17 protein-coding genes are annotated in these 18,024 nt (G+C 67.6%); 3 read left to right on the top strand and 14 right to left on the bottom strand.

Annotated features, from left to right (window positions below; translation table 11 throughout):
* Window positions 1-8 precede the first annotated feature (8 nt).
* Window positions 9-782, top strand: coding sequence for a serine O-acetyltransferase (cysE, locus tag KF871_RS14305; protein ID WP_291143793.1), 774 nt, complete (start codon window positions 9-11; stop codon window positions 780-782).
* A 27-nt stretch (window positions 783-809) separates the two neighbouring features.
* On the opposite strand, the gene KF871_RS14300 is transcribed toward cysE, so the two are convergent.
* Genes KF871_RS14300 through yjgA form a run of 3 tightly spaced genes read right to left on the bottom strand, consistent with a single transcriptional unit; the run spans window position 810 to window position 2,538 of the window.
* Window positions 810-1,286 (bottom strand): peptidylprolyl isomerase, encoded by a 477-nt coding sequence (locus tag KF871_RS14300; RefSeq protein WP_291143790.1) that lies wholly within the window; start codon window positions 1,284-1,286, stop codon window positions 810-812.
* 20 nt (window positions 1,287-1,306) lie between these two features.
* Window positions 1,307-1,909: a molybdopterin adenylyltransferase gene (gene mog, locus KF871_RS14295; protein WP_291143788.1), complete on the bottom strand. Its 603-nt coding sequence runs from the start codon at window positions 1,907-1,909 to the stop codon at window positions 1,307-1,309.
* Complete coding sequence (yjgA, locus tag KF871_RS14290) at window positions 1,906-2,538, bottom strand: ribosome biogenesis factor YjgA (RefSeq protein ID WP_291143785.1); 633 nt, start codon at window positions 2,536-2,538, stop codon at window positions 1,906-1,908. The genes mog and yjgA overlap by 4 nt, the downstream gene beginning before the upstream one ends.
* Window positions 2,539-2,611: 73 nt before the next feature.
* On the opposite strand from yjgA, the gene pmbA reads away from it, so the two are divergent.
* Window positions 2,612-4,009, top strand: coding sequence for a metalloprotease PmbA (gene pmbA, locus KF871_RS14285; RefSeq protein WP_291143782.1), 1,398 nt, complete (start codon window positions 2,612-2,614; stop codon window positions 4,007-4,009).
* Window positions 4,010-4,030: 21 nt separating this feature from the next.
* Complete coding sequence (locus KF871_RS14280) at window positions 4,031-4,921, top strand: DMT family transporter (RefSeq protein ID WP_291143779.1); 891 nt, start codon at window positions 4,031-4,033, stop codon at window positions 4,919-4,921.
* A 29-nt stretch (window positions 4,922-4,950) separates the two neighbouring features.
* Here the strand turns inward: KF871_RS14280 and KF871_RS14275 are convergent, their stop codons facing one another.
* From KF871_RS14275 to nirB, 11 genes are all read right to left on the bottom strand, one after another.
* Window positions 4,951-6,162, bottom strand: a complete 1,212-nt coding sequence (locus KF871_RS14275; protein WP_291143777.1) for an ABC transporter substrate-binding protein — start codon at window positions 6,160-6,162, stop codon at window positions 4,951-4,953.
* A 163-nt stretch (window positions 6,163-6,325) separates the two neighbouring features.
* On the bottom strand, window positions 6,326-6,775 hold the full coding sequence (locus tag KF871_RS14270; protein WP_291143774.1) for a GatB/YqeY domain-containing protein: 450 nt from the start codon (window positions 6,773-6,775) through the stop codon (window positions 6,326-6,328).
* An 83-nt stretch (window positions 6,776-6,858) separates the two neighbouring features.
* Complete coding sequence (rpsU, locus tag KF871_RS14265; protein ID WP_009520186.1) at window positions 6,859-7,071, bottom strand: 30S ribosomal protein S21; 213 nt, start codon at window positions 7,069-7,071, stop codon at window positions 6,859-6,861.
* 182 nt (window positions 7,072-7,253) lie between these two features.
* The gene (locus KF871_RS14260; protein WP_291143771.1) at window positions 7,254-8,474 is read right to left on the bottom strand and encodes an NAD(P)/FAD-dependent oxidoreductase; all 1,221 of its coding nucleotides are present in this window, start codon (window positions 8,472-8,474) and stop codon (window positions 7,254-7,256) included.
* A gap of 3 nt (window positions 8,475-8,477) precedes the next feature.
* Window positions 8,478-9,605, bottom strand: a complete 1,128-nt coding sequence (locus KF871_RS14255; RefSeq protein WP_291143768.1) for a sterol desaturase family protein — start codon at window positions 9,603-9,605, stop codon at window positions 8,478-8,480.
* Between the two features lie 40 nt (window positions 9,606-9,645).
* A complete protein-coding gene (locus KF871_RS14250; RefSeq protein WP_291143765.1) occupies window positions 9,646-10,344 on the bottom strand; it encodes a methyl-accepting chemotaxis protein in 699 nt (232 codons plus the stop codon).
* A gap of 45 nt (window positions 10,345-10,389) precedes the next feature.
* Window positions 10,390-11,178, bottom strand: coding sequence for a uroporphyrinogen-III C-methyltransferase (gene cobA / locus KF871_RS14245; RefSeq protein WP_291143762.1), 789 nt, complete (start codon window positions 11,176-11,178; stop codon window positions 10,390-10,392).
* Window positions 11,159-12,076, bottom strand: a complete 918-nt coding sequence (gene ybiB, locus KF871_RS14240; protein ID WP_291143760.1) for a DNA-binding protein YbiB — start codon at window positions 12,074-12,076, stop codon at window positions 11,159-11,161. The genes cobA and ybiB overlap by 20 nt, the downstream gene beginning before the upstream one ends.
* Before the next feature lie 37 nt (window positions 12,077-12,113).
* On the bottom strand, window positions 12,114-14,882 hold the full coding sequence (locus KF871_RS14235; RefSeq protein ID WP_291143757.1) for a nitrate reductase: 2,769 nt from the start codon (window positions 14,880-14,882) through the stop codon (window positions 12,114-12,116).
* Window positions 14,879-15,274, bottom strand: coding sequence for a nitrite reductase small subunit NirD (gene nirD, locus KF871_RS14230; protein ID WP_291143754.1), 396 nt, complete (start codon window positions 15,272-15,274; stop codon window positions 14,879-14,881). The genes KF871_RS14235 and nirD overlap by 4 nt, the downstream gene beginning before the upstream one ends.
* On the bottom strand, window positions 15,271-17,748 hold the full coding sequence (nirB, locus tag KF871_RS14225) for a nitrite reductase large subunit NirB (RefSeq protein WP_291143752.1): 2,478 nt from the start codon (window positions 17,746-17,748) through the stop codon (window positions 15,271-15,273). Before nirB ends, nirD begins: the two co-directional genes overlap by 4 nt.
* Window positions 17,749-18,024: the final 276 nt, after the last annotated feature.

Here is an 18,024-nt window from a genome sequence, read left to right as displayed (position 1 = left end):
CAACGCCCATGTTCAAGCGACTTCGCTCCGACATCCAGTGCATCCTCGAGCGCGACCCTGCCGCGCGCAGCGCCTTCGAGGTCCTGACGTGTTACCCGGGCTTGCACGCCGTGGTGCTGCACCGTCCGGCGCATTGGTGCTGGACGCACGGCTTCAAATGGCTGGGGCGGTTCATCTCGCACATCGGGCGCTTTCTCACCGGCATCGAAATCCATCCCGGTGCGGTGATTGGCGAGCGCGTGTTCTTCGATCACGCCATGGGCACCGTGGTGGGCGAGACGGCGGTCGTGGGTGACGGCTGCACCATCTACCAGGGCGTGACGCTGGGCGGCACCTCGCTCTACAAAGGCACCAAGCGCCACCCCACGCTGGGCCGTGACGTGGTGGTGAGCGCCGGTGCCAAGGTGCTGGGCGGCTTCGAGGTGGGCGATGGCGCCAAGATCGGCAGCAACGCGGTGGTGATCAAGCCGGTGCCGGCTGGCGCCACGGCGGTGGGCATTCCGGCGCGCATCATTCCCAGCAAGACCGGTGAGAGCGCCGACGTCACCGAAGACGCCAAGCCCAAGTTCTCGGCCTACGGCGTCACGCAGGAAGACGATCCACTGTCGCAGGCCATGCGCGGCCTCATCGACAGCACGGCGGGGCAGGAGCACCAGATCGCGCTGCTGTGGCAGGCGATCGAGAAGCTGGCCGAAGCCCGCGAGCGCGACTGCGTACCCAGCGACGCGCAGCGGCAAGAACACTTCGAGGCCGACAAGCTCAATCAGCTGGTCGGCAAGTAGGGGCTGGCAGGGGGCGCGCCCCCTTGCTCAGTGGTGGTGCCCGTGGGCGCCGTGGGCGTGCCCGTGCTGCACCTCTTCGGCGCTGGCGGCCCGCACCTCGAGCACCTTCAGCGCGATCCTCAGCGACTCACCGGCCAGCGGGTGGTTGCCGTCCAGGTGGACCATCGGGCCCTTGATCTTGACGACGGTGAAGACCTGCTGACGGCCTTGCTCATCGTGGCCTTCGAGCTGGCCACCCACCTTCACGCCGGGCGGGAACTGGGTCTTGGGGATGGTGGTGACCAGCGATTCGTCGCGCAGACCGAAGGCCTGCTCGGGCGAAAGGGTGATGTCGGCGGCAAAGCCGGCCTCCTTGCCCTGCAAGGCCGATTCGATGCCGGCCAGCGTGTTGCCGTAGCCGCCGTGCAGATAGGCGCGCGCCGTCTTGCCGTCGTCGAGCAGCTTGCCCTTGGCGTCGTGGATGCGGGCGGTGACGGTGACGACGGTGTCCTTGTCGATCTTCATGGTTTGTCTCGTGTTGGGGATCAGCGTGCGGGACGCACGGCGTTCTTCGGGCGCCAGCCTTTCACGACCTCGTCGTTGGTTTCGAGGTAGGGGCCGCCAATGAGGTCGACGCAATAAGGCACCGCGGAAAAGATGCCGTTGACGCGCACGGAGCCGTCGGCGTTGCGCGCGCCTTCGAGCGTTTCGGCAATCGCTTTGGGTTGACCGGGGAGGTTGATGATCAGGCTGTTGTCGCGGATCACCGCCACCTGCCGCGACAGGATGGCCGTGGGCACGAAGGCCAGGCTGATCTGACGCATCTGCTCGCCAAAGCCGGGCATCTCCTTGTGGGCCACGGCCAGGGTCGCTTCGGGTGTCACGTCGCGCTTGGCCGGACCGGTGCCGCCGGTGGTGAGCACCAGGGCGCAACCAGCGTCCACCAGTTCGATCAGCGTGTCGCTGATGCGGGCCTGCTCGTCGGGAATGAGTCGCGGCTCGAACTGGATGGGGTTCTTCAGGGCTTTCGTGAGCCAGTCCTGCAGCGCCGGCAGCCCCTTGTCTTCGTAGACGCCGGTGCTGGCGCGGTCGCTGATGGACACGATGCCGATGCGCACCGTGTCGTGGTCGGGTGTCGGGTGGCTCATGGTGTGGGTGGGGAGAGATCTTCGTCGCGCGAGAGCGCGGCCTTCACGAGTTGGAAGACTTCGCGATAGGCCTTGCCATGGCGCTGGGCTTCGCCCGGGCGGTCGGGGTTGGCGCTGGCGTCCTTGCGCGCCTGGCGGATGAGGGTGCGCAAATGCTGCACGTCGGCTTCGGTATCCAGCGCCAGCCAGTCGGTGAGCGCACCGTCGTCTGCAATGAGGCGGTCGCGCCATTCTTCGGCGCGGTGCAACTGCAGCGTGGCCTCGGCCGACGGCTTGCGCTGCTCTTCGATGGCGGCTTCGATGGCGGCGATGGTGTCCTCCGGCAACTTGCGCATGCGCTTGCCGATGTACTGCATCTGCCGGCGCCGGCCTTCGAAGTTGGTGATGCGGCGCGCATCGTCGAGCGCGTCGATCAGGCCGTCGTCGAGGGCCAGGCGCTCCATCAGATCGGTGCGCAGGGTGAGCAATTGCTCGCCCAGCGACTGCAGGTGATCGCTGTGCTTCTTGAGGTCGGTCTTGCTCAGGCCGTCGGTGCCTTTTGCTTCGCGCTTGAGTTCCTGATCAAGCTCGCTGCCTTCGGCCACGAACTGGCCGCGCACGAAATAGCCTCGGGTGGGTTTGCGGGCCATCGGGGGTCGCTTCAATGGGCATCTGCTCGGGCGGCAGCGCCTCGGAAATGGGGCCCGTATCATAGCGGCCGCCATGCCCAAGACCACCCCGAACTCCCCGCTCCCCGGATTCCACTACAGCCGCCATCAGTTCGAGGAACTGGTCGAGCTGGCCCTGTCGCACGCCCGCAAACTCGGCGCCAGCGACGCGGGCGCCGAAGCCTCCGAAGGCTCGGGCCTGAGCGTGTCCGTGCGCAAGGGCGAACTCGAGAACGTCGAACGCAACCGCGACAAGTCGCTGGGCGTGACGGTCTATCTGGGCAAGCGCCGCGGCAACGCAAGCACGTCCGACTTTTCGCCGGCCGCCATCCGCCAGACCGTGCAGGCCGCCTACGACATCGCTCGCTTCACCGCCGAAGACCCGGTGTCGGGCCTGCCCGACGCCCAGGACATCGCCGACAGCTACCCCGACCTTGACCTGTTCCACCCCTGGGATCTGAGCGCCGAACGTGCCGCCGAGATCGCCCTGGCTTGCGAGGCGGCGGCCTTTGCCACCAGCAAGCAGATCAGCAACAGCGAGGGCGCGGGCGTGTCGGCCCAGCAATCGCATTTCTTCACGGCCCACATGCGCGATGGCGTGCGCGGCAAGCCGGGTGTGTTCAGCGGCGGGTACGCCAGCTCGCGCCACAGCCTGTCGGTGGCGCCGATCGCCGGCAAGGGCGATGCCATGCAACGCGACTACTGGTACAGCTCGCAGCGCGCCCCGCAAGACCTGGCCGCCCCCGAGGTGGTGGGGCGCTACGCCGCCGAGCGTGCGCTCTCCCGGTTGCGCGCGCGCAAGATCAAGACCACCGAGTGCCCCGTGTTGTTCGAGTCGCCGCTGGCGGCCGGCCTGCTGGGTGCGTATGTGCAGGCCACCAGCGGTGGCGCGCTGTACCGCAAGACCACCTTCCTGGCCGACAGCCTGGGCAAGTCGGCCATGGCCGCGCATCTCGACATCGCCGAGGACCCGCACCTGCGCGGCGGCAAGGGCAGCGCACCGTTCGACGATGAAGGTGTGCGTACCTCGGCGCGCAAGGTGGTGGATGCGGGCGTGGTGCAGGGGTACTTCCTGTCGACCTATTCCGCGCGCAAGCTCGGTATGCGCACCACGGGCAACGCGGGTGGTTCGCACAACCTCACGCTCACCAGCCGCCTCACGCGCGCCGGCGACGACCTGGACGCCATGCTGCGCAAGCTGGGGCGCGGTCTGTTCGTGACCGAGCTGATGGGGCAAGGTGTCAACCCGGTCACGGGTGACTATTCCCGCGGTGCTTCGGGCTACTGGGTGGAGAACGGTGTCATCGCCTACCCGGTGCAGGAGATCACCATCGCCGGCAACCTCAAGGACATGCTGTTCGGCATCGAGGCCGTGGGCGCAGACGCCTACAACTACGGCGCCAAGACCGTGGGTTCGGTGCTGATCAACCGCATGAAGATCGCCGGCAACTGAGCGCGCTGGTGCGCCCTTACCGTGTGGCGTCCTGAAGCCCTTGCGCTAATCGCCGCCACCTGCTGGGCGGTGGCGGCCCTGTTTTCGGCGCCCGCGGCGCAGCGTCTGGGTGCGGTGGCCTTCAGCCGATGGCGCATGCTGTTTGCGAGCCTGCTGCTGTGGGCGCTCGCCATCTGGGGTGGCGGTTGGCGCAGTCTGGACGCGTCGGCCTTCGGTCTGCTGGCCGTGTCGGGTGTCATTGGCATCTTTGTTGGTGACACCGCCTTGTTCGCCTGCATGAACCGGCTCGGGCCGCGCCGATCAGGGGTGCTGTTTGCGACCCACGCACTGTTCTCGCTGCTGCTGGCCTGGCTGTTCCTGAGCGAGTCCCTGTGGGGGTGGGCTTTGGTGGGTGCCGGCATGCTGGTGTCGGGGGTGATGCTGGCCATTCTGAGGGGGCGGCGCAACGACGAGGACCATGCGTGGGAGCAGACCCGGGGACGGCTGGCCGTGGGTGTGTCCTTGGGCCTGCTCGCTGCCCTGTGTCAGTCGGTAGCCACGCTGATGCTCAAGCCGCTGATGGCCTCAGGCATCGACGCAGTCGCCGGTTCGGCGATGCGCATGAGCACAGCCTTTGGCGCCCATGCCTTGCTCTGGCTGACCGGGTGGTCCCAGGCCCGCGCACGACTGGCCATGCGGTGGCGCGAAGCAGGGCAGGTGTTTGGCAGCGCTGCCATCGCCATGGCCCTGGGCATGACCTTGATTCTTCAGGCCATGAAATTGGGCCAGGCGGGCGTGGTGGCCATCCTGTCGTCGGTCACGCCCATTGTGGTGTTGCCCTTGCTCTGGTTGGTGTATCGCCGCCGGCCGGCGTGGGGCGCCTGGGTGGGCGCGACACTGGCGGTGGTGGGCACCGCCTTGATACTTCGCTGACCACGCACGCTCCGGTTGGGCCCGTCGGGTCACTTTCGCCGGACAAACAGGTTGCGGCGAGCGTCTTCTGGATAGGCAAAGGTGATCTTGCCGCCGCGTACCTTGCCCATGACGAGCATGTCCTCGGTGAGCGCGTCCTTGTCATTCGGCGAGAACGGCCGCTCATAGGTGGCGATGACGCCATAGTAGGTGCGTCGCGGGTTCTCCAGTGCGGCCTTGATGGCGGGCCCCGAGAACTTGCCGTCGCGAATCGACAGCAAGGCGTACATCAGAAGATAGGCCGCGTCATAGCCTTGCGCGGCGGCCATCGGCACCTTCATGCGCTGGTTGAATTTGCGCGCGTAGTTGGCCAGGAAGGACGCGCGCCGTTCGTTGCTGGGCTCGGCAATGAAAGATTGCGCGACGAGTGTGCCTTCCGATGCCTGGGGCGCGCCTTCCAGGAAGAAGGGGAATGAGAGCGCCCATCCGCCCACGATGGGCACGTCCCACTTCATGGCGCTGCGCCCGTTGGCGATGACGGCGTTTTCCGGCCCGACGGTGTAGGTGAAGATGGCGTTCGCACCCGTGGCACGTGCTTCGCCAAGCTGTTTGCTCAGGTCGGTGACGCCGGTCGGAAAGCGGCCGACGTAGGCGGGCTCGAGTCCGTGGCTTTTGAGGGCGGCCACTACGTCCTTGAGGCCCGCTTCACCGTAGCCCGTCGTGTCTGCCAGGATGGCCACGCGCGTCCAGCCCCGCCTGATGAGGTCGTTGACCACAAAAGGCGCCTGGATGGCGTCTCGCGCGCTGTTGCGAAAGATGTAGCTGTCGGGTGCCGGGAATTGGGTCGTGACGGGCGTGCCCGCCGAGCAGGGCACGATGAGCGGCTGTTGGGCCTTCTGGAACAGTGGGATGGCTTTGAGCGCCACCCCGGTGTTGCAGAAACCGATGGTGGCCACAGTGCCTTGCTGAAGCAGGGCTTCACTCTCTCGCACGCCTGCTGCGGGTGCGCTTTCATCGTCCTTGACGACCAGCTCGATGTGTCGGCCAAGGTAGCCGCCGACCCGGTTGAATTCTTCCACAGCGATCTGGATGCCCCGAAGCATCTCGGTGCCCGCATCGGCGGTGGAGCCGCTGAGGGGGCCGATGGCGCCCACCTTGATGGTGGGCGCTGTCTGCGCCAGGCCCAGAACCGGCCAGGCCAATGCCAGCGCTGCGAGCCAATTGAAGCGACTGCGGGCGAAGTTTGTGTGGGTGGTTGTCATCGTTGGGACCCATGTGTGGGTTGCACAGGGGTGCAACGATGACGCGGGTGACCATTGGATCACCAGGTGTTGTCGACGGCCGATTGGGCCACCCGTCCGGGCGGGTGGCGCCTACCGCCTCCGTATTAGCCGATGGCGCAGCCGCTTGGCCTCGCCACCGCCCTCAGGCTTTGGTGAGCGCTGCCTTGACCGCCGCAGACACCTGGCCCATGTCGGCCTTGCCCGCCAGGCGCGCCTTGGCAGCGCCCATGACCTTGCCCATATCGCCGGGGCCTGTCGCGCCCAGTTCGGCAACCAGCGCCTGAACTTCGGCGGCCACCGCTTCGGCCGACAGGCGCTCGGGCAGGTAGGCCACCAGAACCGCCATTTCGGCGGCTTCCTTGGCGGCCAGATCGGCACGCCCGCCTTGCTCGAAGGCCGCGATCGAGTCCTTGCGCTGCTTGACCATCTTGTCGATCACACCGACCACCGCGGCGTCGTCGAGCTCGATGCGCTCGTCGACTTCCTTTTGCTTGATGCCCGCCGTCAGCAGGCGGATGGTGGCCAGGCGCTCGCTGTCCTTGGCGCGCATGGCGTTTTTCATGTCTTCGGTGATGCGGGCTTTGAGGCTCATGGTGCGATTCCGGGATGGTGCAAACAAAAAAGCCCGCGCAAGCGTCCTTGGGCGGGCTTTCGATCGGCCAGCGGCCGAGGCGTTCAGTACAGCTTCTTGGGCAGTTGCATGGAGCGCACGCGCTTGAAGTGGCGCTTGACGGCGGCGGCCTTCTTGCGTTTGCGCTCGGCGGTGGGCTTTTCGTAGAACTCGCGGGCGCGCAGGTCGGTCAGCAGGCCGAGCTTTTCAATGGTGCGCTTGAAGCGACGCAGAGCCACGTCGAACGGCTCGTTGTCTTTGACACGGATAGTGGTCATGTATCAATCAATTCCGAAATGTGCGGCCAGAGGATGGCGGGTAGATCAGGCCCGGCCTTCTTGACTGCGATGGGTCCCGTCAAAAACTAGTATTGGCCGACGGGGTTTGCCAGCAAAGCCCGCGATTATAGCCATTTCCGGGCGGTTGGCTACCCGGGCGGGCAGGCGGGGCGGGCGCGGTGCTACAGCGCCTGGGCGCAGGCATGGGCCGACGCCCAGGCCCACTGGAAGTTGTAGCCCCCCAGCCAGCCGGTGACGTCAACCACCTCGCCGATGAAATGCAGCCCCGGCTGCCGTGACTCAAGCGTCTGCTGAGACAGATCGCGGGTATCGACGCCGCCGCGCATCACCTCGGCCTTGCGCCAGCCTTCGGTGCCGGTGGGCGTCAGGGTCCAGCGCTGCAGCTGCTCGGCCAGGCGGTTGAGGGCCTTGTCGGCCGATTCGATCACCGGACGCTGCCAGTCCGGGCTTTGCGCCGTCCAGGCCTCGGCCAGGCGGGTGGGCACCCAGGTGGCCAGCTCGTTGCCCAGGCGTTTGTGCGAGCGCAACTTGGCCTTTGCCAGCTCGTCGGCGAGGTTCACGGTGGGCGCCAGGTCGATGCGAAGCGGCGTGCCGGGCGACCAGTAGCTCGAAATCTGCAGGATGGCCGGGCCTGACAGGCCGCGGTGGGTGAACAGCAGGTCTTCGTCGAAGGCCATGCGTGTCTTCTTGTCGCCGGTCTCGATGCGCACCGGCAGGGCCAGGCCAGCCAGGTCGGCGTAGGGCGCCCAGTGAGCGCCGTCAAAGGTCAGCGGCACCAGGGCAGGTCGTGGCTCGACCACACGCAGGCCAAACCGGGTGGCCAGCTTCAGGCCGAAATCCGTGGCCCCGATCTGCGGTACCGGCAGGCCACCGGTGGCCACCACGACCTTGGCGGCCTGAACCGTGCCGCGATCGGTGTCGATTTCATAGTTGCCGCTGCCGCTCTGGCGCACGTCCGCCATCGCACAGGGTTGCCAGCGCGTCACGCCGCCGGCGTCGCACTCGCGCAGCAGCATCTGGATCAGGTCGTCGGCCGAGCGGTCGCAGAACAGCTGGCCCTTGTGCTTCTCGTGCCAGGCAATGCCGTGGCGGTCCATCAGTGCGATGAAATCGGCGGGCGTGTAGCGTGACAGCGCGGAACGGCAGAAGTGCGGGTTCTCGCCAACGAAGTGCTTCTGCGGCGCACGCACGTCGATGTCGCGGTTGGTGAAGTTGGCGCGGCCGCCTCCCGAGATGCGGATTTTCTCGGCCACCTTGGCGCTGTGGTCGATGAGCAGCACGCGGCGACCGCGCTGTCCCGCCAAGCCGGCACAGAACAGGCCGGCAGCACCGGCGCCGATGACGACCGCGTCCCAGACCGCGTCCCGGATGGCGCCGCTCAAGGCTCAGCCCCTCCAGGTGAAGGGAAAGGCCAACTGGCGAAGAAAGCCCTTGGGCACGTAGCCGCCGAGCACCCCGTAACGCTCCGGCCAGACCTTGGGGCTGTTGACCGCAGTGCCGAACAGGTGGTCGAGGAACGCATAGTGCGCGGCGTAGTTACGGTCCAGCGCTTCCTGGTCCTGGCTGTGGTGCCAGTGGTGGAAGTTGGGTGTGACGATCAGGTAGCGCAGCGGCCCCAGTCGCACGCTGACGTTGGCGTGGTTGAACACCGCCTGAAAGCCGACCACGATGATGTAGGCGTCGATCACCGGCTTGGAAAAGCCGAGCAGGAAGATCGGGCCGAGCACGGCGGTGCGGGTGATCACGGTCTCGAGGATGTGCTGGCGCGAGCCCGCCAGCCAGTCCATGTGCTCGGTGCTGTGGTGCACCGCGTGCAGCCGCCACAGCAAGGGCACCTCGTGGTACGCGCGGTGCGTCCAGTACTGCGCCAGATCGGCCACCAGGATGCACAGCGGCAGCGCGGCCCAGAACGGCAGCGTGGCGACCCAGCCCTGCACGCCCTGCGTGGGCACCCAGCCGAAGATGCGGTGCACCAGCAGGTTGGTGAGCAGCAGCATGAAGCCCACCAGCATGTGGTTGACCAGAAAGTGGTGGAAGTCGGTTTGCCACTCGGGACGAAACACCGGCTGGTCCTTGCGCAGCTTGAACAGCTTCTCGATGAAGATGAACAGCAGCGCCGAGCCCAGCAGATCGAGGATGAACCAGTCCAGGCCCACATAGGGGGTGTGGTCCGGGAAATTCGGGTCGACCTCGACTGCGTGCCCACCGAGCAGTGCCGACAGCAGCACCAACGCAAAGGCCGAACCCGCCAGCCACGGTGCGCGCCGGGCCACCAGGTTCATCAGGCTCAGGCCGCCGGCCAGCACCAGCGACCAGAACAGGATCTGGCGCATCAAGGCCACGTCGTACTGGCGCCGCAACTCGGGCGTGGTGAGGTACTCGGGGAAGTGAAAAGCCATTACGCCCAGAAAGCACAGCACCGCCAGCACCAGGGCGATCACGCCGGTGACCAGCCCGCGCCCTGTGCGCAGTGCGCCGTGACCTTCGGCGAGTGAATTCAGCTTGTCGAGCATGCGACCTCCTCTTGTTGGGGCCGCAGTGTAGTGGGGCGAATCAGCCGGCGCGCCGGCTGCGCTCGGCCAGCTCGCCCGCCTTGCGAGAGAGCTGGTCGATTTCGGTGGTGATGTCGGACAAGGTATTGGCCACTACGGCGAATTCACGCCCGTGAACGCCTGCGCGTGCGGCCATGACCTGGGCGTTGAAGCTCACCACCTTGGCCTCCTTGGCGACGCCCTGAATGTCGCCCACGATGCCGGTGAGCTCTTTCATGAGTGCATCCGCGCGGGTGCGCGCGATCTCGTCGAACGCGGTGGTGGCGGTGTTGAGCGCCTCAAGCACCCGGTCGGTATGGGCAACGACCTCGGCCACGGTATCGCCTGCCCTGGGGTTGCCCGCTTCGATCTGGGTCAGCGCCTGCTGCATGAGCTGTACGAAGCCGGCCACCAGCGGGCCGATCCGGTGCGTGCCTTCGTAGGTGTCACGTATGCGTTGTGCGCCGTCGGCATCCAGTTGCGCGACCGTGGCCTGCAGGTGTTGCTGGCTTTCGCTGAACATGCGCAGGCTGCGCTGCGCGGCCTGCAAGCGTGCGCCGTCACCCTGCGCGGCCAGCACCGTCTGCAGGATCATCCGCTGCGACAGCATGCGCTGGCGGGCGGCCAGATTGACGAGTGACAGGCCGGCGATGTGCGGGGGTGTTGGCCCGGCTGAGTGCGCGGCCGGGTTGGGCGAAAGTGGTGCGGCAATGGACGTCATGCGCATCACAAGCAATCGCTGCGCCACGCGGGTGGCGCGGTTGCGTCAGGCCACGCGCGCCGTGCGATCGGTCATGGCCAGTGAAAGCAGACCCTGCATCACGTCGCCGATCACGATCACCGACGGACTGCCCAGGCCTTCAGACTCGATGGTGGATTGCAGTTGGCCGAGTGTGGTGATGGCGTGGCGCTGGTGCGGCAAGGACGCGTGCTGCACAACCGCCAGTGGCGTGTGCGCGGGCAGGCCGTGCAGCAGTTCGTCCTGGATGTGTGCGGCACCCGAAATGCCCATGTAGATCACCAGCGTCAATCTGGCGTCGTACGCGGTGGCGGCCAGTGCGCGCCAGTCGGTGCCGGCGTCGCCCGGCTTGGCGTGGCCGGTGATGAACACCACGCCGTGTGCGTGGTCCCGGTGCGTGAGGGGCACACCGAGCGAGGTCACGGCGGCCAGGCCCGAGGTGATGCCGTTGACCACCTGCACCGCAATGCCCTCGGCCTGCAGGTGCTCGATTTCTTCGCCACCACGGCCAAAGACGAAGGGGTCACCGCCTTTGAGGCGCACCACGGTTTCGCCCTCGCGCGCGGCCATCACCATCAAACGGTCGATGAAGGCCTGCGGTGTGCTCTTGCAGCCCCCGCGCTTGCCCACGTGAACGATGCGGGCGTCGGAGCGCGCGTGCGCCAGCACGGCGTCGTTGACCAGGTCGTCGACCAGCAACACGGTCGCCGCGCCAATGGCGCGCACGGCTTTGAGCGTGAGCAGTTCCGGGTCGCCCGGGCCGGCGCCCACCAGGGTGACGGTGCCGGGCCGAAAGTCAGACGGCGAGGAGTTCATGGGAGTTGACCTCCGAAAGGATGCAGTCGGCCTGCCGGGCAATGGGTGCCGGCAGGGGCAGCGCGCCGTCGAGCACGGCGCGAGTGTAGGCCGCGGTGGCGGCGGCGTCGATGGCGGGCAGCTCGGGCAGCTGCACCAGCGGGCCTTCCTGCGCGGGCACGCGCTCGCGGCGCTCGCCATCGCGAAAGGCTTCGATGCGTGGCTGGCGGCGCGCGTCGGCCACGGGTTCGCCTTCGGTGCCACGCAAGAGGAGCGCGTGAGCACCGGTGAGTGCAAAGGTCTCGGCCATGCTCACCGCGTATTCGGGGTGGGTGTAGCTGCCGACGATGAGCGCTGGCCCTGCCACCGGGTTCATGAGCTTGACCAGGCTGTGGCCCGGGTTGCGCAGGCCGACGCTTCGGCGTACGTCAAGCAGGCGCTTGAGGCCCGGCAGCAGCGCTTCGGTGGGCACAAAGGCGCACTGCCCGGGGGCGATGGCGCGCACCTGGGTGAGTGGCTCGATGCCCAGCGCCGCGAACACCGCGTCGGCGGTGATGCGTTTGTCCTCGGTGGGGGTGCCGTGCACCAGCACGGCGGCGCCCTGGCGCGCCAGCCACAGCGCCAGCAAAGGGGTCAGCAGCGGCAGCTTGCGCGCGCCGTTGTAGCTGGGCAGCACCACCACTGGCTTGTGGTTGCCGGGGATGCGTTGCAGGCGCACATGGGTGGCGTCCAGAAAGCCGGCCATCTCCTCGGGTGTTTCGCCCTTGATGCGCATGGCCAGGCAAAAGCCACCCAGGGCGAGGTCGCCCACGGTGCCGTCGAGCACCTGGCCCATCAGGTCGGCGGCCTGCGCGCGCGTCAGGGCACGGGCCCCGTCCTTGCCGCGGCCGATCTCCTTGATGTACTGGCTGATGCCCATGGGTGGCGGATTGTGGGTGAGGGTTGATGACTTGTCGTTATATGGTGGCCTCGGCCGCCGGGTGGGCGCTCAGGCGCACCAGGCGTTGCAGTTCGGGCACACAGGAGCCGCAGTTGGTACCGCAGCGCAGCGTGGCCTGCAGGCTGGCCAGCCGCTCGGCGTCGTCGCCGTCGGCCTGGGCCAGGTGGGCCTGAATCGCGTCTTCGCTCACGTCGAAGCAGGTGCACACCTGGCGGCCACGCGCGGGCATGGCCACGGGCGCCTGGGCGCCCGGCAGCAGGAGCAGGCGGGCGTCGATGGCCAGCGGTTGCTCGTCTTCGAGCAGGGGTTTGAGCCAGGTTTGCGCGCGTGTGTCGCCGGCGATCAGAAAGGCCCGCAACCCGGGCTGGCCGTCGGCGCGCTGCTCGCGCAGCACCACCCGGCGTTGCCCGGCCCGCGCGTCTTCGTAGCGCAGCGCGCCGCTGTCGTTCAGGCCCAGCGCCGCTTCGATGCGCGCGAGCAGGTCGGGTGAAGGCGCCTCGGCGGCCGACGCGCGCAGCAGCACACCGCTGCGCTCGCGCCCGAAGGGCACACACAGGGCAAAGGGCAATTCGGGCAGCAGCTGACGCAAGGTTTCGCGCGCGCTGATGGCGTTGGCCTCCGGCAGCCAGGCCATGGCCAGCAAGGTCCAGGCTTGCTCGGCGCGCTCGATGCGCACCGCGGCGTGCTTGAGTTCCGGCTGCTTTGAGTCAGGGCAGTGCGCCGAGGTGGTGATGGCGTTGATGCCGGCAATGGGTTCACCATCCTTGCCGCGCCCGCTGAGGTACTCGGCGCCCCAGTGCATGGCAATGAAGGCCTGCGTGAGCGCGACCGACTCGCTGGCGCGGGCGGGCAGGCGCAGCGTGCCGCGCTTGCTGGTGACTTCTGCAATATCGCCGTTGGCCAGGCTCAGGCGCGCCATCTCCTGCGGATGCAGTTCGACGCAGGGCTCGGCCACGTGGCCGAACAGACGGCCCAGCGTACCGGTGCGGCTCATGCCATGCCATTGATCGCGCAGCCGGCCGGTGGTCAGCGAGAAGGGAAAGCTGCTCTGGCGTGGTTCGGCCACGGGCTGATAGGGCGTGGCCACGAAGCGGGCCCGCCCGTCCGCGGTGGGAAACACGCCGTCTTCGTACAAGCGCTCGCGGCCTTGCGATGCGCCTTGCGCGAACGGCCATTGCTGCGGGCCTTGCTGCTCGAGCAGGGCATAGCTCAGGCCGGTGATGTCCAGGTCGCGTCCACGCGTGGATTCGCGGTGTTCGTTCCACACCGATTCGGGCGTGTGGTAGGGGAAGAGGACGTTGCCCGGGCGCAGGCGCTGTGCAAAGTCCACGCCGATGCGCCAGTCGTGGCGCGTCTCGCCCGGTGCCGGGATCGCCGGGCGCACGCGCGTGATGCGGCGCTCGCTGTTGGTGACGGTGCCGTCCTTTTCGCCCCAGGTGGTGGCGGGCAGCAGCAGGTCGGCCAAGTCGGCGGTGGCGGTGGTGAGAAAGGCCTCCTGCACCACCACGAACTCGGCGCGTTGCAGTGCGCGGCGCACGGTGGCCTGGTCGGGCATGGATTGCGCGGGGTTGGTGCAGGCAATCCACAAGGCCTTGACGGCGCCGTCGGCGGCGGCCTCGAACAGCTCAACCGCGGTCAGGCCGGGCTTGGCGGGCACGTCAGGCACGCCCCACAGCGCGGCCACCTCGGCGCGATGGGCCGGGTTGGCGAGGTCGCGGTGGGCCGAGAGCAGGTTGGCCAGGCCACCGACCTCGCGCCCGCCCATGGCGTTGGGCTGACCCGTCAGCGAGAACGGGCCCGCGCCGGGTTTGCCGATCTGGCCGGTGGCCAGGTGCAGGTTGATCAAGCTGGCGTTCTTGGCCGTACCGCTGCGGCTCTGGTTGAGGCCCTGGCAGTACAGGCTGAGCGTGGCTGGCGACAGGGCGAACCAGCGCGCGGCGGTCAACAGATCTTCTTCGCGCAGGCCACAGACCTGCGCCACACGCGCGGGCGTGGCGTCGCGCACCAGTTGCTTCAAGGCATCGAAGCCGGTGGTGTGTTGCGCGATGTAGGCGTTGTCGGTCCAGCCCTCCCACAGCATCAGGTGCAGCAGGCCGTGGAACAGCATCACGTCGGTGCCGGGCTGCAGCGGCAGGTACAGGTCGGCCAGGCCGGCGGTGTCGGTGCGTCGCGGGTCGGCCACGATCACCTTCATGTCGGGCCGCGCGCGTTTGGCGTCCTCAATGCGGCGAAACAGCACCGGGTGTGCGTAGGCCGCGTTGCTGCCGATGATGAACAGACAGTCTGCGTGGTTGACGTCGTCGTAGCACGCGGGTGGCGCGTCGGCGCCCAGGGTCTTCTTGTAGCCCGCCACCGCGCTGCTCATGCACAGGCGCGAGTTGGTGTCGATGTTGTTGGTGCCGATGAGGCCCTTGGCCAGCTTGTTGAAGACGTAGTAGTCCTCGGTGAGCAACTGGCCGCTCACGTAGAAGCCCACCGCGTCGGGGCCGTGGGTGTCGATCACGGCATTGAACCGCCTGGCCGCCGTGTCGAGCGCGTCGTCCCAGCCGACGCGCTGCGCCGGTGCGCCGCGGCTGGCGCGCTGCATGGGGTACAGCAGTCGCGCCTGCGCCGTGATGGCGGGGCTGGCGGTCAGGTGCAGCGTTGCCCCTTTGCTGCAAAGGCGCCCGAAGTTCGCCGGATGGTCGGGGTCGCCGCGCACGCCGGTGATGCGCGCGCCGTCGCTTTCAATGATGACCCCGCAGCCCACGCCGCAGTAAGGGCAGGTGGAGCGGGTGTCGTTCATGGCTGTGGCTTGCGGCGAGCGGGGCCGGCGATGGGACGGGCCAGGTCGGTGCCCAGCGTGGCGAGCTCGTGCGCATCCAGGTGCACCCGCCCTTCGATCACGCGCACCGCAAAGCGCGGGGTGCAGCCTTCGTCGGGCGCCTGGGCCTGGCCGCTGTCGAGGCCGATGGTCCAGTTGTGCAGCGGGCAGGCCACGCGCTGGCCGAACACGATGCCCTGGCTCAGGGGGCCGCCCTTGTGGGGGCAGCGGTCGAGCAGGGCGAACACCTCGTTCTCGGCGTTGCGGAAGATGGCGACGTCCACGCCGCGCTCGCGCGGCACGGTGCGCGAGCCCAGCACCGGGATGTCGTCGACCGAGCAGATGGCGAGCCAGGCGGGTTGTTCGGCGCTCATGCCAGGCTCCCTTCGGCGACGGGCGCCGCGTGAATCGGAATGTATTGGCGCGTGTCGACGGCAGCGGCCTGGTGCTGGAACCAGGGATCGGGCTCGCCGTCGAGGGCGAACTGCAGCTGCGCCCACAGCGCCTTGCGACCTTCGGCGTCGTCGAGGATGCGGCGTTTGACGTGGTCGAGCCCGACGCGCGCCACGTAGTGGACGGTGCGCTCCAGGTACCAGCCTTCCTGGCGGTACAGCTCCATGAACGCGCCGGTGTATTCCATCACCTCCTCGGCGGTCTTGAGCTTGACCAGGAACTGGGCGACCTCGGTCTTGATGCCGCCGTTGCCGGCCACGTACATCTCCCAGCCGCTGTCCACGCCGACGATGCCCACGTCCTTGATGCCGGCCTCGGCGCAGTTGCGCGGGCAGCCGCTGACGGCGAACTTGACCTTGTGCGGCGCATACATGCGCCACATGGCCCGCTCCAGGTCCTTGCCCATTTGAGTGCTGTCCTGCGTGCCCATGCGGCACCACTCGCTGCCCACGCAGGTCTTCACCGTGCGCAGTGCCTTGGCGTAGGCGTGGCCACTGGGCATGCCGATGTCCTTCCACACCGCGGGCAGGTCTTCCTTCTTCACGCCCAGCAGGTCGATGCGCTGGCCGCCGGTGACCTTGACGGTGGGGATCTGGTACTTGTCGACCGCGTCGGCGATGCGGCGCAGTTCGTCGGCGGTGGTCTCTCCGCCCCACATGCGCGGGATCACGCTGTAGGTGCCGTCCTTCTGGATGTTGGCGTGCATGCGCTCGTTGACGAAGCGGCTCTGCGGATCGTCCCTGGCTTCCTTGGGCCAGGTGCTGATGAGGTAGTAGTTGATGGCGGGGCGGCAGGTGGCGCAGCCGTCGGGCGTTCGCCAGTTGAGGCCACTGAACACCGCGGCGCGCGTGGTCAGGCGGTTGGTGCGGATCGCATCACGCACCGCCTGGTGGCCGTGTTCGGTGCAGCCGCAGATGGCCTTGGTCTTGGGCGTGGCCGAGTAGTCGCCGCCAGCGGTGAACATCAGGATCTGCTCGACCAGGCCGGTGCACGAGCCGCAGCTGGCGCTGGCCTTGGTGTGCTTGCGCACCTCATCCAGCGTGAACAGGCCCTTGTCGCGGATGGCCTTGCAGATGGCGCCCTTGTTGACGCCGTTGCAACCGCAGACTTCGTCGCTGTCGGCCATGGCCGCGGCCTTGCTCTGGCCCTGGTGGCCCACGTCACCGATGGCGCTGGTGCTGAAGTGCTCGCCGAACATCAGCCGCTCGCGCACGTCGGCCAGGTTGCGGCCGTCGCGCAGGAGCTTGAAGTACCAGCTGCCGTCGACCGTGTCGCCGTACAGGCAGGCACCCACCAGTTGGTCGCCCTTGAGCACCAGCTTCTTGTAGACGCCGCCGGCCGGATCGCTCATGACGATGGTGTCGGTGCCGTCGCCGCCCATGAAGTCGCCGGCCGAGAACAGGTCGATGCCGGTGACCTTGAGCTTGGTCGACGTGAGCGAGCCGCTGTAGCGGCCGATGCCGAACTCGGCCAGATGGTTGGCCAGCACCTTGCCTTGCTCGAACAGCGGGGCCACCAGGCCGTAGGCAATACCGCGGTGCGCCGCACATTCGCCCACGGCGTAGATGCGCGCATCGGTGACGGTCTGCAGCGTGTCGCTGACCACGATGCCGCGGTTGACGTGCAGCCCGGCCGATTCGGCGAGCGCGGTGTTGGGGCGAATACCCACCGCCATCACCACCAGATCGGCGGGCACTTCGGTGCCGTCCGTGAAGCGCACCGATTTCACGCGATCGGTGCCGAGCAGCGATTCGGTCTGCGCGCCGATGAGGAACTTCAGCCCCCGCGCCTCAAGCGACTGCTGCAGCAGCTTGGCCGCGGTCTCGTCGAGCTGGCGCTCCATGAGCCAGGGTGCCACGTGGACCACCGTCACGTCCATGCCGCGCTTCATCAGTCCGTTGGCGGCCTCCAGCCCCAGCAGGCCACCACCGATAACCACCGCGTGCTTGTGCGCCTTGGCCGCGTCGATCATGGCCTGCGTGTCGGCGATATCGCGGTAGGCGATCAAACCGGGCAGGTCCTTGCCCGGGATGGGCAGCATGAAGGGGTTGGAGCCGGTGGCCAGGATCAGGCGGTCGTAGGGCGCCTCGATCACATCACCCTGACCGTCATCGGCCACCACCACGCGGCGCACGCGGTCGATGCGCGTGACGCGGCGACCGGTGTGCAGCGTGATGTGGTTGTCGCGGTACCAGTCCCAGTCGTTGAGCACGATCTGCTCAAGCGTCTGTTCGCCCGCAAGCACTGGCGAGAGCAGGATGCGGTTGTAGTTGGGGTGCGGCTCGGCGCCGAACACCGTGATGTCGTACAGCTCGGGGGCCAGCTTGAGCAGCTCTTCGAGGGTGCGCACACCGGCCATGCCGTTGCCGACCATCACAAGTCTGGGTTTGTTCATTGCAGCTCCATCGGTCAGTCGGGTCTGAAGAAACAAAAAAGGCGTCTGCACAGTGCCAGCCCAGTGGGCCGCGCATGTGTAGACGCCTTTGTCCGGTTGGTCGCCAATGCCTCGTTGCGTTGGCGGCCGTCACGGTCACTCGGACCGTTTGCGCGTTGTGTTCGCAAGTTGCATGCCACGACAAAACAGGCCATTTCCCGGTGTTTTGCGCCATCGCGACCCCGTCGTTGCGCCAGGGTGGTGCGTGCCGCGCGTGCCATGCCTCAATTCGGGTAG

It is taken from the genome of Hydrogenophaga sp., from assembly GCF_019635465.1.
Lineage (GTDB): Bacteria > Pseudomonadota > Gammaproteobacteria > Burkholderiales > Burkholderiaceae_C > Hydrogenophaga.
This window is presented reverse-complemented; position numbering and strand designations above follow the sequence as displayed.

Excerpts from the sequence above, each read along its gene's own strand:
- cysE (WP_291143793.1), top strand. The coding sequence starts at position 9 with ATGTTCAAGCGACTTCGCTCCGACATCCAGTGCATCCTCGAGCGCGAC.
- KF871_RS14300 (WP_291143790.1), bottom strand. The coding sequence starts at position 1,286 with ATGAAGATCGACAAGGACACCGTCGTCACCGTCACCGCCCGCATCCAC.
- mog (WP_291143788.1), bottom strand. The coding sequence starts at position 1,909 with ATGAGCCACCCGACACCCGACCACGACACGGTGCGCATCGGCATCGTG.
- yjgA (WP_291143785.1), bottom strand. The coding sequence starts at position 2,538 with ATGGCCCGCAAACCCACCCGAGGCTATTTCGTGCGCGGCCAGTTCGTG.
- pmbA (WP_291143782.1), top strand. The coding sequence starts at position 2,612 with ATGCCCAAGACCACCCCGAACTCCCCGCTCCCCGGATTCCACTACAGC.
- KF871_RS14275 (WP_291143777.1), bottom strand. The coding sequence starts at position 6,162 with ATGACAACCACCCACACAAACTTCGCCCGCAGTCGCTTCAATTGGCTC.
- KF871_RS14270 (WP_291143774.1), bottom strand. The coding sequence starts at position 6,775 with ATGAGCCTCAAAGCCCGCATCACCGAAGACATGAAAAACGCCATGCGC.
- rpsU (WP_009520186.1), bottom strand. The coding sequence starts at position 7,071 with ATGACCACTATCCGTGTCAAAGACAACGAGCCGTTCGACGTGGCTCTG.
- KF871_RS14255 (WP_291143768.1), bottom strand. The coding sequence starts at position 9,605 with ATGCTCGACAAGCTGAATTCACTCGCCGAAGGTCACGGCGCACTGCGC.
- KF871_RS14250 (WP_291143765.1), bottom strand. The coding sequence starts at position 10,344 with ATGACGTCCATTGCCGCACCACTTTCGCCCAACCCGGCCGCGCACTCA.
- cobA (WP_291143762.1), bottom strand. The coding sequence starts at position 11,178 with ATGAACTCCTCGCCGTCTGACTTTCGGCCCGGCACCGTCACCCTGGTG.
- ybiB (WP_291143760.1), bottom strand. The coding sequence starts at position 12,076 with ATGGGCATCAGCCAGTACATCAAGGAGATCGGCCGCGGCAAGGACGGG.
- KF871_RS14235 (WP_291143757.1), bottom strand. The coding sequence starts at position 14,882 with ATGAACGACACCCGCTCCACCTGCCCTTACTGCGGCGTGGGCTGCGGG.
- nirD (WP_291143754.1), bottom strand. The coding sequence starts at position 15,274 with ATGAGCGCCGAACAACCCGCCTGGCTCGCCATCTGCTCGGTCGACGAC.
- nirB (WP_291143752.1), bottom strand. The coding sequence starts at position 17,748 with ATGAACAAACCCAGACTTGTGATGGTCGGCAACGGCATGGCCGGTGTG.